Source organism: Cryptosporangium sp. NPDC051539 (genome assembly GCF_044454545.1).
GTDB lineage: Bacteria > Actinomycetota > Actinomycetes > Mycobacteriales > Cryptosporangiaceae > Cryptosporangium.
Genome location: NZ_JBITDV010000014.1, coordinates 32,887 through 48,299 on the forward strand (window position 1 = coordinate 32,887; position 15,413 = coordinate 48,299).

At 70.7% G+C, this 15,413-nt stretch carries 15 protein-coding genes; 6 read left to right on the forward strand and 9 right to left on the reverse strand.

What is annotated here, in order from left to right; all coding sequences use genetic code 11:
* Positions 1-787 precede the first annotated feature (787 nt).
* A complete protein-coding gene (locus tag ACIBZJ_RS35340) occupies positions 788-2,056 on the reverse strand; it encodes an MFS transporter (protein WP_395937580.1) in 1,269 nt (422 codons plus the stop codon).
* Positions 2,057-2,139: 83 nt separating this feature from the next.
* Between ACIBZJ_RS35340 and ACIBZJ_RS35345 the strand changes: the two genes are divergently transcribed.
* A complete protein-coding gene (locus ACIBZJ_RS35345; protein ID WP_395937582.1) occupies positions 2,140-2,469 on the forward strand; it encodes an ArsR/SmtB family transcription factor in 330 nt (109 codons plus the stop codon).
* Positions 2,470-2,504: 35 nt separating this feature from the next.
* On the opposite strand, the gene ACIBZJ_RS35350 is transcribed toward ACIBZJ_RS35345, so the two are convergent.
* The 3 genes from ACIBZJ_RS35350 to ACIBZJ_RS35360 all read right to left on the reverse strand — a co-directional run bounded on the left by ACIBZJ_RS35350 (position 2,505) and on the right by ACIBZJ_RS35360 (position 5,574).
* Entirely contained in the window at positions 2,505-3,740 is a 1,236-nt protein-coding gene (locus ACIBZJ_RS35350) for a WD40 repeat domain-containing protein (RefSeq protein ID WP_395937584.1), read from the reverse strand.
* A 367-nt stretch (positions 3,741-4,107) separates the two neighbouring features.
* Complete coding sequence (locus ACIBZJ_RS35355) at positions 4,108-4,656, reverse strand: hypothetical protein (RefSeq protein WP_395937586.1); 549 nt, start codon at positions 4,654-4,656, stop codon at positions 4,108-4,110.
* A gap of 12 nt (positions 4,657-4,668) precedes the next feature.
* Entirely contained in the window at positions 4,669-5,574 is a 906-nt protein-coding gene (locus ACIBZJ_RS35360; RefSeq protein WP_395937588.1) for a hypothetical protein, read from the reverse strand.
* Positions 5,575-5,745: 171 nt separating this feature from the next.
* On the opposite strand from ACIBZJ_RS35360, the gene ACIBZJ_RS35365 reads away from it, so the two are divergent.
* Complete coding sequence (locus ACIBZJ_RS35365; protein ID WP_395937590.1) at positions 5,746-6,780, forward strand: glycoside hydrolase family 6 protein; 1,035 nt, start codon at positions 5,746-5,748, stop codon at positions 6,778-6,780.
* Here the strand turns inward: ACIBZJ_RS35365 and ACIBZJ_RS35370 are convergent.
* Both ACIBZJ_RS35370 and ACIBZJ_RS35375 read right to left on the reverse strand, forming a co-directional pair.
* Positions 6,744-7,943 carry an RNA polymerase sigma factor gene (locus ACIBZJ_RS35370; protein WP_395938132.1) on the reverse strand — a complete coding sequence of 400 codons (1,200 nt, stop codon included), beginning with the start codon at positions 7,941-7,943 and terminating at the stop codon, positions 6,744-6,746. The two genes, ACIBZJ_RS35365 and ACIBZJ_RS35370, sit on opposite strands and share 37 nt — an antisense overlap.
* The gene (locus ACIBZJ_RS35375; protein WP_395937592.1) at positions 7,940-8,323 is read right to left on the reverse strand and encodes a YciI family protein; all 384 of its coding nucleotides are present in this window, start codon (positions 8,321-8,323) and stop codon (positions 7,940-7,942) included. The genes ACIBZJ_RS35370 and ACIBZJ_RS35375 overlap by 4 nt, the downstream gene beginning before the upstream one ends.
* A gap of 101 nt (positions 8,324-8,424) precedes the next feature.
* Between ACIBZJ_RS35375 and ACIBZJ_RS35380 the strand changes: the two genes are divergently transcribed.
* From ACIBZJ_RS35380 to ACIBZJ_RS35390, 3 genes are all read left to right on the forward strand, one after another.
* Complete coding sequence (locus ACIBZJ_RS35380; protein ID WP_395937594.1) at positions 8,425-9,198, forward strand: maleylpyruvate isomerase family mycothiol-dependent enzyme; 774 nt, start codon at positions 8,425-8,427, stop codon at positions 9,196-9,198.
* A gap of 187 nt (positions 9,199-9,385) precedes the next feature.
* Positions 9,386-10,219: a serine/threonine-protein kinase gene (locus tag ACIBZJ_RS35385; RefSeq protein ID WP_395937596.1), complete on the forward strand. Its 834-nt coding sequence runs from the start codon at positions 9,386-9,388 to the stop codon at positions 10,217-10,219.
* 62 nt (positions 10,220-10,281) lie between these two features.
* Positions 10,282-11,010 (forward strand): GAF and ANTAR domain-containing protein, encoded by a 729-nt coding sequence (locus tag ACIBZJ_RS35390; RefSeq protein WP_395937598.1) that lies wholly within the window; start codon positions 10,282-10,284, stop codon positions 11,008-11,010.
* On the opposite strand, the gene ACIBZJ_RS35395 is transcribed toward ACIBZJ_RS35390, so the two are convergent.
* Both ACIBZJ_RS35395 and ACIBZJ_RS35400 read right to left on the reverse strand, forming a co-directional pair.
* The gene (locus ACIBZJ_RS35395) at positions 11,007-11,297 is read right to left on the reverse strand and encodes an STAS domain-containing protein (RefSeq protein ID WP_395937600.1); all 291 of its coding nucleotides are present in this window, start codon (positions 11,295-11,297) and stop codon (positions 11,007-11,009) included. The two genes, ACIBZJ_RS35390 and ACIBZJ_RS35395, sit on opposite strands and share 4 nt — an antisense overlap.
* Before the next feature lie 84 nt (positions 11,298-11,381).
* The gene (locus ACIBZJ_RS35400) at positions 11,382-12,080 is read right to left on the reverse strand and encodes an endonuclease/exonuclease/phosphatase family protein (protein ID WP_395937602.1); all 699 of its coding nucleotides are present in this window, start codon (positions 12,078-12,080) and stop codon (positions 11,382-11,384) included.
* A 116-nt stretch (positions 12,081-12,196) separates the two neighbouring features.
* Between ACIBZJ_RS35400 and ACIBZJ_RS35405 the strand changes: the two genes are divergently transcribed.
* Positions 12,197-13,807, forward strand: a complete 1,611-nt coding sequence (locus ACIBZJ_RS35405) for an alpha/beta hydrolase (RefSeq protein ID WP_395937603.1) — start codon at positions 12,197-12,199, stop codon at positions 13,805-13,807.
* Between the two features lie 45 nt (positions 13,808-13,852).
* Here the strand turns inward: ACIBZJ_RS35405 and ACIBZJ_RS35410 are convergent, their stop codons facing one another.
* A complete protein-coding gene (locus tag ACIBZJ_RS35410; protein ID WP_395937605.1) occupies positions 13,853-15,307 on the reverse strand; it encodes a sugar transferase in 1,455 nt (484 codons plus the stop codon).
* Between the last annotated feature and the right edge of the window lie 106 nt (positions 15,308-15,413).

Sequence of the window (15,413 nt, forward strand, 5' to 3'; positions counted from 1 at the left end):
CCCGTTCGCGGCTCAGACCCCGGCCGTGCCCGTTCGCGGCTCAGACCCCGGCCGTGCCCGTTCGCGGCTCAGACCCCGGCCGTGCCCGTTCGCGGCTCAGACCCCGGCCGTGCCCGTTCGCGGCCTCGGCCGCGCCCAGTGGCTAGCGGACTCGGCGCCCCGCGGCATCGGCGTCCTCGCGGCCTCCGGCGTGGCGTGCGGCCTGCTCGTGGCTGCGGCCTCGGCGCCTCGCGGCCCTGCAGCTTGCCTTGGTGAAGGCGGGGGAGGATGCGCACACCTTCGCGCCGGGCAATGAGGTCGGAGGTCAACGTCGGGCGCGGCTCATCCTCACCGAGGTTCGGTCGGGCATCGGAGCGGGCCCGTCGGCGTCGGGGGTCGAACGCGCCGGCCGGGGGTGCGGCCCGGGTGACCATCGCGCGGGTCCGGTGGGGGACTCGAACGGGCGGCTCAGCCGGGCGGCGAGGTGGGTCAGGCGGCGGCGCCCGGCTTCCGAGGGCCGGCCGGGCGGCGACCGCGGCCAGCGTGAACGTCGTTCGGGTCCGCTGGGGGCTCAGGCGGGGTAGTCGGGCAAGCCGGGCGCCGCCGTCGGGCGGATCCGCTGGGGCAATCCGGGCGGCTGGCGGCGGAATGTGCCGCCGGGCACATCCGTCGTGTGGGTCCGCTGGGGGACTCGGCCGGGCGGCCGGCGGCGGGATGTATCCGCCGGGCCGTCCCCGGGTGAGTCCGCTGTGCATCTCAGGCGGGGTGGCACGGGGTGGTAGTCGGGCAAGCCGGGCGGCGGGGTGGGTCACTCGGCGGGCGCAGGCTTTCGGGGGCAGGCCGGGGCAGCGACCGGGACCGGGTTGCGTCCGGCCGCTGTGCGTCCGGCCGCTGTGCGTCCGGCCGCTGTGCGTCCGGCTCGCAGGCGGGGGAGGGCTACCGCTGAGGCCAATACCACCACGACGGCGGCGTAGCCGACGGCGGTGTCTCGGAGGCCGATCCGGGGGGCGAGCACCCCGGCGATCACGGCCGGGACGCTGAAACCGAGGTACGACACCGCGTAGACCGCACCGAAGAGGCCGGCGCGCTCGTCCGGCGGGGCGAGGGACGACAGCGACCGGAAGGCTCCCAAGAAGCCGGCACCGAAGCCCGCACCGGCGACTGCCGAGCCGACGAAGAACCCGGGTGCCGAGGCGTCCAGCAGCGCGATCAGCGAGCCGATCGTGCCAAGGGCCAGCAACCCCGCGCCGACGGTCATGACGTGGCCCGGGTCTCGCGAGCTGCCGACGATTCCGGCGATCGCACCGGCACCGGCGAGGACGGTGACGACCAGGCCGGCCACGACGTGGTTGTGCACGCCGAGAACGCCCGCCGTGAGCGACGCACCGAGCGACAAGTAAAGCCCACCCATGGCCCACGTCGCGACCAGGACCGGCGACGCGGCCAGGAACGCGGCCCGGGCCGGCCGGGGCACGCCCAGGCGCGGACGCAACGCGGCCAGCGCCCCGGGACGCCGGGCGATCGTCGTCGGCAGTGCCAGCACGAGCAGTGCGAGCAGGCCGAAGACGGCGGTGAGACCGGCGAACACTAGCGTGGTCGGCGACCCGGCGAACTGCACCAACAGACCGGACGCGAGCGCACCGAGCGCCAGCCCGGTGAGAGGGACCGCGCTGTTGATCATCGCGCCGAGGCGAGCCCGGCCGGGTGGCAGCAGGTCGACGAGGGTCGCGCTGATCGTGCCGGTGGCGGCGCCGGTGGCCAGGCCCTGCACGATCCGGGCGACGATCAGGCTGCCGAGCCCGTCGGCCTGCAAGAAGATTCCCATGCCGATCGTCTCGACGACGAGCGCGGCGAACAGGACCGGACGTCGGCCGAGATAATCCGAGAGCCGGCCGACGGTGACCAGCGCAACCAGCAGCGCCACCACGTACACGGCGAAGACGACCGTCAGCATCGGCGTCGAGAAGCCCCATTTGGCCTGGTAGACGACGTACAACGGCGACGGGGCGCTGGCCGCGGCCATGAACATGAACAGCGCGAGCGCGACGAGCCAGAAGCCCAGAATGCGCCGAGGCACGGGACCCTCCTTAACCGTTCCAAGATTCTCGAACAGAAGGAACGCTACGTCGGCGTTCTCAACTGTTCAAGTATTCTGGAACCATGGCCGAACGTGAACTCGCCCACCCGGAGGCTGCGAACCTCGTCCTCACCGACGTGCTGTTCGCGCTGAGTGACCCGTCGAGGCTGGCGATCGTCCGGCAACTCGCAGACGGGCCGATGGAGACGGTGGGCTGCCAGACGCTCGGCGGCGAGATCCCCAAGTCGACCCGGTCGCACTACCTCAAGACACTGCGCGAGGCCGGCATCATCCGGAACGTCGCCCATGGGCGCGAACGCCTGGTCAGCCTGCGCCGCGACGACCTCGACGACCGCTTCCCCGGTTTGCTCGCCTCGGTTCTGGCGGTGGAGGCGACCGCGAGCACACGCTGAGCCAGGGCGCGGACGAGGCGCCCCGGCTCAGCGGCTCACGTACTCCAGACCCGGACCTTGCCGTCGGTCTCGGCGGCGGCGAGGTACTTGCCGGTGGGGCTGAACGCCATCGAGTCGACGAATCGGAAGTCGCCCGGCGGTGGGTTGCCGACCGGCTGGAGCGTCTGCGGGTCGTAGAGACGAACCGGGCCGGCGATGCTGGCGCTGGCGAGCATCTTGCCGTCGGGCCGGAACGCGAACGCACCGATCGAATCGGTCTTCGGCGCCTTCAACGTCTTTCCCGTACGCGCGTCCCACATGTGCAATCCGGACGCACTCACGGTGGCGACCACCCGGCCGTCCGGGCGGTAGACGAGTTCGTCGCCGACCGTGCCGACGGTTGTGGACGGCGAATCCGCCTGCCGAATGCGTTCGTGCGACTCGACGTCGAAGAACGCGACCGAACCGTCGTCCGACAGCGTGGCGAGCATTTTGCCGTTCGGGCTGAACACCACTCCGGTCGCCGCGACTTTGTACGTCGACCCTTCCGGAGCGGTCGTGATCGGGTCGCCGATCTGCTGCCCGTTGGACGCGTCCCAGAGCCGGACGGTGCCGTCCGCGCTCGCGGTCGCCACCGACTTGCGGTCGGGCGAGAACGACACGCCGTTGATGACGCCCATCCGGCCGGCGCCGAACGGTTTCCTGACCAGCTTGCCGGTGTCGAGGTTCCAGATCTCGACCGAGCCGCGCATACCGCCTGCGACCAGCCGTTTCCCGTCCGTACTGAAATCGAGGGACCGGAGGTCCTGGGCGCTGGACGTCATCGCGCCCATCGTCGAGTCGAAGCGCGCGAGCCGGGACTTGCGGCCGACCTTGAACAGCGTGATCGTGCCGTCGGTGTTGGCGGTGGCGAAGAGGTCGCCGTACTGACGGTCGAACTTGATGTCGTTCGCCTTGACGTCGACGTCGGCCGCGACCTTCCAGGTCGGTCCGAACGGCGAGGGCGAGGGGGAGGGGGCCACGGTCGGCGTTCCGGATTTGCTCGCCTTCGGATAGGCGAGAACCGCAGCTGCTGCGATACCGATGATAAGAAGTACTGCCGCACCGCCGAGAATCCAGCTCCAGCTGGAACGTTTTACCGGTGGTTCGTCCAAATCGACGAATTCCGGGTCTTCTTCTCCGGCCAGCAGTGCCTGAATGCGTGCTGCGAACGCGTGGTCGCGGTCCAATTCGAATTGGAGCGTTCGAATTGCCTCGTCTTTGGCGTCGTCGTCCGTCGGTTGCTCGGTCATTCGCTGATAGGCCCCGCGTCCTACGTCACTGAGAAGCAAGCGATCGGTAACCACCCTGATCAGCGGTTCCGATGCGTCGTTGAGTTCCACTTCTGCCGGGTTCGCGTCCCCTCGCGCCAAACGACTGGTTATCACCTCGATAGCCTGAGATGCGGGGGCGGCCTCCACGGCGGTTCTCCTTGTGGCAGAAGTGCGCTCGGCGGCCGTGGATCGGGCCGGGCGGAACTACCGGGAGAGTAACCCGCGAACCTGTCCCGCAGGCTGCGCTCAGCGCATTTCTGTGCTTACGGATGATGTCGGTTTTCGGCAGTGACGGTCGTCGCATTTCCGGGTGGCTGCCGAATTCCGACGAATACCGCAATCTCTCTTACAGGACGCGGAGCCCAACGGCGAGGGCCTGCTCGATCTCGGCGGCGGCCCGGACGAACCCGGCCTCGGGGCCGCCGACCGGGTCAGCGATGTCGAGGTCGGGTGGTAGGTCCGGAGAACCGGCCCGGACCAGGTACGGGAGGGCGTCGAGCCGGTCGGCCAAGTGCTCGCCCGGTACGTCGGCCGGGCCGGCGTCGGCGAGGCGCCAGGCCAGCTCCCGGAGCGTGAACACGTGCGCGTCGCGGACGAGGGTCAGGACGTGGGCGCGGTGCCCGCGGTCGGCGGTGAGCACGAGCGACGATCGCCGGACCATCAACGGCGTGAGCGGCCGGGACGAGTGCCCGGCCGCATCGACGCCCCGTCGGGCCAGCTCGGCGGCGGCCTCCGGCCAGATCGGACGCCCGGGCATGGCGTGCGTGCCCGCGCTGGTCACGGGTATCGCGTCCGCCGCTCGGCCGAAGCGGGCGTACAGAGCCGCCCGCATCAGCCGTTCGGCGAACGGGGACCGGATCTGGTTGGCCGTGCAGACGAAGAGGATGCCACCCATACGCACAGTCAACTAGTTCACGGGCGTCTCGGACCAGGTGCCGTCGTCGTTGACCGTGATGCGGTAGGCGAGGTTCTCGCCGTCGTCGAACGCGATCTGGCATTCGTAGAAGCCGGTGCCGTCGGGGTCGACGGACTCCTCGGTGCACGCGGCGTCGTTGACCGCGACCCCGGCGGCGCTGCTGGCCTCGAGCTCCTGTTCGAGTTGAGTGGTGGTCATGATCGTCGAGACGGACTTGAGGTACGCCGGCAGTTCGATGGCGACGAACAGGCCGAACACGAGCGTCCAGATCGCGAAGCTGCCGACCAGGGCGCCGACGAAGACGCCCCAATAGCGGCCGACGGGCAGCCCGAGGGCGCGCGCGTCGCCGGCGCGGCGGGCGGCCGAGATCGCGCCGAAGATGCCGAAGAAGACGGTGAAAACGGCGACCGGCCAGGCCTTGGGGCCGTCGAAGAGCGGCGGTACCTGGGGCCAGGGCGCGTTGGGGAACGCGTAGCCGGGCGGGTCGAAGGTCGGGACGGCCCCGGGCGGGATGCTCGGCCGCCCGTAGCCGGGCGGGTACGCGGCGGCTCCCCGGTCCCAACCGTCAGAGCCCCCGGCGGCCACCGTCGGCGACGCGGCCACCTTCGGCGGCACTGCCGCCGACCCCCTGATCCGAACCGCCGGCGAAACCGGCGCCACCGCCGCCACGACGGCCGGCGAAACCGGCGCGACGGCCGCCACGACGGCCGGCGAAACCGGCGCCACGGCGGGCGGCACCGGCACCACTGCCGGCAGAGCCGACGAGTCGGCGTCCACCAACCCCAAGAACTCCGGGGCAACAACGTCAACGGGCACCTGCCCAGAAGCGGCGGCAGAAGAAGCGGCGGCCGCGTCCGCGGGGAGGGCGAGCGGCTCGGGCGCGGCGGGCGTCGTCATGAAAACTCCAAGGAGCGTCGGGGTCGCCCCCTCGATTTCGACGCCCGCATCCCGAACCCACGCTGTTCCGGCCGCCCGCACCCGGCCCGCACCTCTACCACTCCCACCTGCGCAATCGCTCAACCCACCCGCCGCCACGCCGATGAACACGACATGCGAAGGCGACGGCGAATGACGGTGCTAGCCGCGGCCACGCTCGGACTGGCCACGCTCGGCGCCGGTGCGCCGACCTCCGACACGCTCGGTTACGCGTTCACCAAGACCGAAGCCACCGCCCTCGTGAGCCTCGCCGCCGCGACCCCCGACGCCCAGCGCACGCTCGTCCGCGGCCGAACTCTGTTCACCGCCCCCGGCAGTTCCGCCGCCGTCGCGCTCGGGAAGACCCCGAAGTCGCAGGCCCGCGACCGCACGCTGCTGAGCAAGATCGCCACCCAGCCCCAAGCGGTCTGGTTCGGCGACTGGCTCACCCCGGCCAAGGCCCGCACCCAGGCCGCGTCCCTGGTCGCGGCGGCCAGGAAGAAGAACAACGCGCTGCTGCCGGTCGTCCTCTACAACATCCCGTTCCGCGACTGCCACGGGTACTCCGCCGGTGGCGCGAAGAGCGACTACGCCTACCGGGCCTGGATCGACCAGGTCTCGGCCGGCCTGGCCGGCGGCCGGGTGGCGGTCGTCCTCGAACCGGACGCGCTCCCGCACCTCGACTGCCTCACTGCCGCCCGCCAATCCGCCCGCCTGGCGATGCTCCGGTACGCGGTCTCCCGCCTCACGTCCAAATCCGGCATCGCCGTCTACCTCGACGCCGGCCACAGTGCGTTCAAACCGGCCGCCACGATGGCCACCCGACTCGAGCAGGCCGGTCTCGACCAGACCGCGGGCTTCGCGCTCAACGTCGCGAACTTCCGCACCACCGACGGTGAGCTCGACTACGGCCGTCAGATCTCCGACGCCTCCGACGGCGCCCACTTCGTGATCGACGTCAGCCGCAACGGCAACGGGCCCTGGACCGGCACCCAGGCCTGGTGCAATCCGCCTGGCCGCGCGCTCGGCCCGCGTCCGACCACGACCACGAACGACCCGCTGCTCGACGCGTCGCTGTGGATCAAGACGATCGGCCTCTCCGACGGGGCCTGCCGCCTCGGCGCTCCCAAGGCCGGCGTCTGGTGGCAGGCCTACGCGATCGGTTTGGCCTCCCGCGCGCACTGGTGAATCGTGGTCCGGAGGAATTCCTGCTCCGCCGCGTTCGAGGTGCGCGCCAGCGCCGCCCGGTAGGCGTCCACCGCCTCACCGGCGCGGCCGAGACGGCGCAGCAGATCGGCACGGACGGCGTGGAACAGGTAGTACTCGCCCAGCGGCTGGCCGTCCACGAGTTCCAACGCCACCGCGGGACCGTCGACCTCAGCCACCGCGACCGCGCGGTTGAGCGCGACGACCGGCGTCGGGGTCATCGTCATCAGCTGGTCGTAGAGCCGCCGGATCTGCGTCCAGTCGGGTGACGGTCCGTCGCTGTGTACGGCGGCGATCGCCGCCTGCACCTGGTAGGGCCCGGGCTGCCCCCGGCGCAGGCACTGGCGCACCAGCCCGTGGCCCTCGGCCACCAGTTCCGCGTCCCACGCCGAACGGTCCTGTTCGGTGATGCGGACGAGACACCCGCCGGCATCCGTGCGGGCCGGACGACGGGCCTCGGCCAGCAGCATCAGCGCGAGCAACCCACGGGCCTCGGGCTCGTCCGGCATCAGCTCGACCAGCAGCCGCCCGAGCCGGATCGCCTCCGCGCTCAGTTCGTCGCGCACCAGCGCCGTGTAGCCCTCGTTGAACACGAGGTAGACCACGGCCAGCACCCCGCGCAGACGGTCGGGGAGGTCTGCTTCACGTGGAACGCGGTACGGGATCCGGGCCGCGGCGATCTTCTTCTTCGCCCGGGTGATGCGGGCGGCCATCGTCGGCTCCGGCACCAGGAACGCGCGGGCGATCTCGGGTGTGGTCAGCCCGCCGAGCAGCCGCAACGTCAGCGCGACCCGAGCGGCGGGTGCGAGCGCCGGGTGGCAGCACGTGAAGATCAGACGCAGACGGTCGTCCTGCACCGCTCCCACCTCCTCGGACGGCGACTCGTCGGTCAGCAGCACCGCGGCGCGCTGCCGGGCGTACCGCGTGCTCTCCCGCCGCAACCGGTCGATGGCCCGGTTGCGGGCCGTGGTGATCAGCCAGCCGGCCGGGCTCGGCGGAACCCCGTCGCCGGGCCACTTCTCCAGCGCCGCCGCGAACGCGTCCTGAGCGCACTCCTCGGCGAGGTCGACGTCACCGCAGACGCGGACGAGCACGGACACCACCCGCCCGTACTCCGCCCGGTAGACGGTGTCGAGGACGGTCAGGAGTCGACCCGGAAGAACGGGCGGACCTCGATCGGGAGGCCGATCGTCGCGACCGTGCGGCGGCCCCAGCGCAAGGCCTCGTCCAGGTCGTCGACCTCGATGATCGTGAACCCGCCGAGGTACTCCTTGGCCTCGATGAACGGGCCGTCGGTGAGCAGCACCTCGTCGCTGGAGAGCGTGCCGTCGGGCCGGAGGGTGCCGGTCGTCGTCAGCACGGTCGCGGTTTCGGGCGCCTCCAGTCCACCGGAGAACACCCACGCTCCGGCGTCTTTCATGTCCTGCTGGAGCTTGCCGAGGTTCTGCATGATGCCGTCGAGCGTCTCCGGCGACGGCTGCTCGCCGCCCGCGGGCTGGTAGACGCTGAGCAGGTACTGGGCCATGTCGGTCTCCGTCCGGTGGAAGTACTGCTTAGACGAACGGCGCCGCCCCGAATCGACAGGCCTCTTGCGGCGCGTCCCTGCTACCCACTTACATGACCATCATGAGCGCTCCGGACGTCGAGACGCCGATCAGTGCCCTGGCCCGCATCGATCACGCGGAGGCCATGGACCTCACGGTCACCGAGCACGACCGCTTCCACACGCTGATCGCCGGCCTCGATCCGGGCGAGTGGGCCTGCGTCACCGACTACCAGGACCGGGACGTCCGGACGACGGTCGTGCAGGTGCTGGGGTCGGCGTACGCGCAGGCCTCACCGCGGGAACTGGTCCGTCAGGTCCGGGCCGGACGCCGCAGCGGGAAAAAGCGCTGGCGCGACCGGGCCGACGCCGCTCAGCTCGCCGACGGGGCGAAACTGCTTCCGGAGGCACTCCCGGATCTCTGGGCGGCCGCATCCTATCGGGCACTGCACGCTCGCCAGCGCATCCCGTCGTTCGTCCAGGGATTACGGATCCTGCCGTTGGGTCAGGTCGGCGGCGTGAAGTTCGGATGGAAGCCGGTCGAGTACCTGTACGGCACGGGGTTCACCCGCAACGTCTGGATGCACCGGCTCGACATCGCCCGCGCGATCGGACGCGATCCGCAGACCAGTCCGGAGCACGACGGGCGGATCATCGCCGATCTGGTGGCCGAGTGGGCCACCACCCACCGTGAGCGGTTCACGCTGCGCCTGACCGGCAGCGCCGGCGGCAAGTTCGTCCGCGACCCCGGTGACCCGGGCGAGATCGTCGAACTCGACGCGGTCGACTTCGCCCGCACCCTCACCGGCCGCATCACCGGCGAAGGCGTGCTCCGTCACCCCTTACCACTGGCCTGAGCCCAGCGGCCGGTCCCAGTTCCTCCGCGGGACGGATGGGGCGGGTGATAACGGTGGGAAGCACCTACTTAAGGCAACCTAGTTTGTCCGTGAAATCAATGCTTGGCGGGCTAAACCAGTCTGGGATCCGCCTAACGTCCCGAATGAGGGTGTAAGGGTCGCGCACTTGGTGGGGGAACCGATGCGGATGATCGCCGGACGTTACGAATTGCAACGCGAGTTGGGCGCAGGCGGTATGGGGGCCGTCTGGCTCGGCCGGGACCAACTGCTGCGGCGGTCGGTGGCGATCAAAGAGGTGCGCCTGGCACCGATGGACTCCGCCGGCGCGACGCGACTGACCGCCGCCGGGTTCGCGGAGGCCCGGACGGTCGCGGCACTGAGCCACACGCACATCGTCCCGGTTTACGACGTGGTCGAGCATCGGAGCCGGCCGTGGATAGTGATGCTGGCGGTCGAAGGCCCGACGCTGCAGCAGCGGGTGGTCGCCGACGGGCCGCTGGACGTCGGCACGGTCGCCCGGATCGGCGACGGCCTCGCCCAGGCACTGGACACCGCTCATCGGCAGGGCATCATCCACCGCGACGTGAAGCCGGCGAACGTGCTGCTGTCCCAGGACGACCACCCCTGGCTCACCGACTTCGGGATCGCGCAGTGGCACGGAGCCCGCGAAGACGGCGAGACCTGCCACGCAGCCAAGGGCAGCGCCGGGTACGCGGCTCCCGAGCAGGTCAAGGGCGACCCACCAGTGCCCGCCGTCGACGTGTTCGGCCTCGGCGCGACGCTGTACTACGCGGTCGAGGGCGAGCACGCGTTCACCGGTGAGGATCCCTGGGCCACGCTGATGGCACCCGCGTGCGGGACGGCGCGGAAGCCGGAACGGGCCGGCTGGCTGGGGCCGGTGCTGCTGCGGATGATGGCTCGCAACCCCGAGGACCGCCTGACGCTCGCTCAGGTCAGGCAGGCTCTCGCGGCCCGGGGGATCCCGGGCCGGCGCTGTTTCGCCCGGCTTCGTCGTCGGTGACCCACCGTGCTTCTGCGGTAATGTTGCCGGGCAACCGCGCCGTGGTGAAGCGAGGAAGCCGGATGCCCGACGAAGGCCGTGGCCAACCGTCCGCGAGCTATCGCAGCCCCGATGGCCGGAACGTGCTGGCGATGCGTCTGTCGGAGCTGGCCCGTGAACTCCAGGCCGACGATCCGGAGCAGACTCTGCACGACATCGTCGTCGCCGCGGTCGAGACCGTCCCGGGTGCCGTCCACGCCGGCATCTCCGAGGTCGAAAGCCGGCGCGAGGTGCACACCGCCGCCGCCACCGACGACCTTGTCCGGGGGGTCGATCAGGCCCAGTACGACACCGCCGAGGGGCCCTGCCTGACCGCGCTCTTCGACCAGCGCACGATCCGGGTCGCCGACACCGAAGCCGAGTCCCGGTGGCCGACGTTCATCGGCAAAGCCGCCGACCTCGGCGTCCGCAGCATGTTGTCGTTCCAGTTGTACGTGGCGCGCGACAACCTCGGCGCGCTGAACCTGTACGCGTGGGAGCCGCATGCGTTCTCGGACGAGTCGGAGGACGTGGGGCTGCTGTTCGCCGCGCACGCGGCGGTCGCGATGGCAGACGCCCGCAAGGTGCAGCAGCTCTCGCTCGCGGTCAGCGCCCGTGACCTGATCGGCCAGGCCAAGGGCATTCTCATGGAGCGGCACAAGGTCACCGGCGATCAGGCGTTCGCCCTGCTCGTGCGGGCCAGCCAGCACACCAACGTCAAGCTGGTCGAGATCGCCCGCGAGCTCACCGAGACCGGCGAGCTGGCGCGCTAGGGCAGTAGCCCGGTGATCTGCAGTATCCGGAGCACGGTCGGCTGCGGGTTCACCAGCTCCATCGCCGACCCCAGTGCTGCCGCCGACGCCCGCGCCCGCACCAGCGCGGTGACGCCACGCCCGTCGATGAACCGCACATCGGAGAGGTCGATCGTGATCGGCACCAGCGGTACCAGCGCGTCCTCGACCGCGGTCACGACGTCTCCGGCTGTCGCCATGTCGATCTCGCCGTGTAGTGCGACCTGGACAGAATCCGTGTTCGAGCGGTTCTGGTGCAGTGAGGCCATTGGGGTGGTCCCTCGCTCTAGATGCCGACCACCAACCCACGTCAGCTGAAGGTAGCGACCGTCAGCTGAACCGTAACAGCGTTACTACTCGAGCGCAGTACGCGAGGGCGTCACGGTTGCGACCAATGCCCGATGGTCGCCCACCGGGAGGATTCGCGTGCGCAACGACTCCACGGTCAGCCCCTGGGTGATCACGTAGTCGATCGTCCGATCCGGGTGCCGCAGCGGGAACGTGTTCAGCCCGGCCGTCGCGCTCCAGCCGGCGTCCTCCACGGCCGGTACCACCACCGACGGCGGCAGGTTGAGATCTCCCATCAGCAGGTGTGGACCCGGCCGACGGCGCAGCACGTCGAGCACGGCCGCGAGCTGGATCTCGGCCAGTGCAGGCCGGAAGTCGAGGTGCGTGACCCCCACCGACAGCGTTTCGCCGGCGGTGTGCACGTGCGCGAGGACGGCCACTCGTTGCTCGGCGCCCTCGTACCGGGACGTCTGCGGCAGGATCACGACCTCGCGATCCCCTAGATCACCGTCGACCAGCAGCGCGTTGCCGTACTCGCCGCCCTCCATCTCCATCGCGGCGCCGAAGCAGGACTGCATCCCGGTCTGTTCGGCGGCGAGCGCGGTCAGGTCGGTACCCCCCGAGCGGGTCGTGCACCGGTCGACCTCCTGCAGCGCGATCACCGATGCGCCGAGCTCCGCGCAGGCCTTCCCGAGCAGTTGCGGTTCGACCGTCCCCTCTTCGGTCCGCGCGTGCTGAATGTTGAACGTTGCGACCGTGACCATGGGGATGCCCCTTTCTTCTGACCCTCCTGCCCGGCTTACCCCACACTGGCGGGACACATGTTTCACCCGCTGGGCGGGTAGCGATCTGGCAATTCATCCGGCAGAGAGAGGACACGATGACCCTGCCGTATCCCACGCTGCCCGGCGACGTCGACCGCGCCGTGGCCGACGACCACGCCGCCGTGCTGCGTTTGCTCGAGCACCTGGAGACCGGCTCCGGCTACCGCCGGACCCTCGCCGACCAGCTGATTCGCCGTTGTTCGCTGATCTTCGCCGGCATGGATCAGGTGATCCTGCCCGAACTGCAAAGACATTCTGATTACGCCGGGCCGGTCACCACCGCCGGCGCGCTCGCCACCGCAGGGCCCGGCGCCGCGGTCGAACCTGTTTCTCCTCCCCGGGGAGGACCCAGCACGATCGCCCCCGATGTGATCGTTCCGGCCGCTCCTCGGCCGATCGCCACGATCCTCGACGAGGTGCGGGCGGGGCAGCACGCCAGCAAGGAGCGGCTCGCGGTGCTGGACGCCGCGGAGCCGGGTGAACCGGAGTTCGAGCAAGCGCTCCTCCGGCTGATCGAGGGCACCCGCGTGCACGTCGCTCAGATCGAGGGCGAGTTGCTGCCTGCGCTGCGAGGAGCAGGCGCCGACGTGCAGGCGCTCGGCCGGGACTACTACGAGGCCCGGCGTTCCGCCCCCGCACACGTCAACCCGGACGGAGCCGGGCCGTCGCGACTGGTGGCCGCCGTGACGTCGGTGTTCGACGGGCTCCTCGGTGACAAGTCGTCCGAGCGGGACGAACTGCTGGCCACCGATGCGTCCGGCCTGCTGGATCACGACGCCCAATTGGTGGTGGACGCGTACGCGCGGCTCGAGCCGCGCTCGCCCGACCTGTTGACGCCCGCGGAGGCACGCCAGCAACCGACGTTCCGGAACGTCGTGTCGGCGCCGGTGCCCGACCCGGCCGAGCGCCGGACGATCGACGGCGTGCCGGTGGTGGTGTTCCGTCCGGCCGGAGTCGAGGCGACGCTGCCGGTGGTCGTGTTCGCGCACGGTGGGGGCGGAGTCGTCGGGGTCGCGGAGAACACGACCGCGCAGGCGCTCTGCGATCAGCTGGACTGCGTCGTGCTGAGCGTGGACTACCGGCTCGCGCCGGAGCACCCGTTCCCGGCCGGGCACGACGACGTGCGGGCCGTGCTGGAGTGGGCGCTGGCGAACGCCGCCGACCTGGGCGGGGATCCGCTGCAGGTCGTCGCGGCCGGTGAGTCGATGGGAGCGAACATGGTGGCGTCGGCGTGCCTGGCGATGCCGCCGGGGCTGCGTCCGGTGGCCCAGCTGTTGATCACGCCGGTGACGACCGCGTCGCAGGACACGGCGTCCATGCTGGACTCCGCCGATGCGGCGCTGCTCGACCGGCCGGCGATCGACTGGTTCCTGATGCACCTGTTCGCCGACCCGGCGGACGCGCTCGACCCGCGGTTCGCGCTGCTCGACGCGCCGGCGCAGACGCTCGCGGCCGCGCCGCCGACGCACGTGATCACCGCCGACCGGGATCCGCTGCGCGACCAGGGTGAGCTGTTCGCGGCGCGACTGGCCGAAGCCGGTGTCCCGGCCACCGTCAGCCGCTACCCCGGCGTCCCGCACACGTTCTTCGGCCTGGGCGCCGACGTCCAAGCCAGCGTTCAAGCCCAACTGGACACCGCAGAACTCCTGCGCCCTCACCTAGCCTGAGCAGGGCACCGCGGCGGCCCAGTTGCTCTGACCCGGGCCGCCCACTTAACGACCGCCGGCGCGCAGGACTTCGATGAAGGTCCGGATGAAGACCTTGACGTCGAGCCAGAGGGACCAGTTCTCGATGTAGTAGTTGTCGAAGCGGGCCCGGTCGGAGATCGGGGTGTCGCCGCGCAAGCCACTGACCTGTGCGAGACCGGTCAACCCGGCCGGCACCCGGTGCCGGTAGGCGTAACGCCGGTGCTCGGCCGAGAACCGCTCGACGAAGAACGGACGCTCCGGACGCGGCCCGACGATCGTCATGTCGCCCCGCAGGATGTTCCAGAGCTGCGGCAACTCGTCCATCGACGTCCGGCGCAGCACCTTGCCGACCGGGCCGACCCGGTTGTCTTGCGCGATCGACCAGTTCGTCGCCGACTCGGCCTCGTTCACCGGCCGCATCGACCGGAACTTGTAGAGGATGAACGGACGCCCGGCGAGCCCGATGCGCTGCTGCTTGAACAGCACGCCCGGCCCGCCCTCGAGGCGGACGGCCAGCGCGGCGAGCGCCAGCACCGGGCTCACCAGGATCAGCGCGACCGACGCGAACAACAGGTCGACACCGCGCTTCACCAGCCACATCGGGCCGTTGAGCCGAGGCTGGCGGATCCGCATGATCGGGATCGCGCCGATGTGGTCGGGCAGCCCGGTCTGGGTGTGGAACTCCCGCATCCGCGGGACGACGAGCAGGTCGCAGCGGGCGGCCCGGGGGCGACGCACCAGATCGACCAGGCGGGCGTCGTCGGACGTGTCGGCGACGAGCAGGACGTCGGCGCCAGTGACCCGGATCGCGTTGTCGAGCTGGTCGAGCCCACCGCGCCACGGCACGTCGACTCCGGCGACCGGGCCGGCGTCGCTGACGTGCGCGACGACCCGCAGCCCGTACTGGGGGTAGCGCTTGAGCAGGTCGGTGAGCTCGATCGCGGCCTCGCCGGTGCCGACCAGCACCGTGCCGTGCGCGACCAGCCGGGCCCGGCGTCCGAGCAGGATGACCTGGCCGGTGAAGAAGCGCCCCAGGATCACCAGGCCGATCGCTGCGGTCGCGGCCCGCAGGAAGTTGCCGAGGATGATCGTGTCTTCGTGCCGCAGCGCGGTGATCACGGCGACGATCGCCGCCGCGGTCAACAGACGGCCGACCAGCATCGGCAGTTCGTCGAGGATGCTCAGGTGCAGCCGGGCGCGGTAGCGGCCACCGGTCGCGAACAGCGCGACGCTCAGCACGGCCATCGAGAGGACGGCCTTGAAGTTGCCCGGCGACCAGACGGCCGGGATCGACAGCATGACGAGGTCGATCGGTAAGACGAGGTACCAGGCCTTCAGATGCGGCGTCAGGCGCCGCAGGTTCCGCTTGATCGGGCCCGCCGCCGGACGCGATGGGGCGGAGGGCTCGATGAGCTCGCCGGATGGATCGACGTCGACTTCGACGTCGATCACCGGGTGTTCGCCAGTCGCCTGCGCCATTTCCCACCCCTGGAAAACCGGTCCGACAATTCGGAACACGCACGAAGCACGTGCGCAATGTTCGAGTACGTAATGCACCGATTACGCTGTGACGCGTAATGATGCC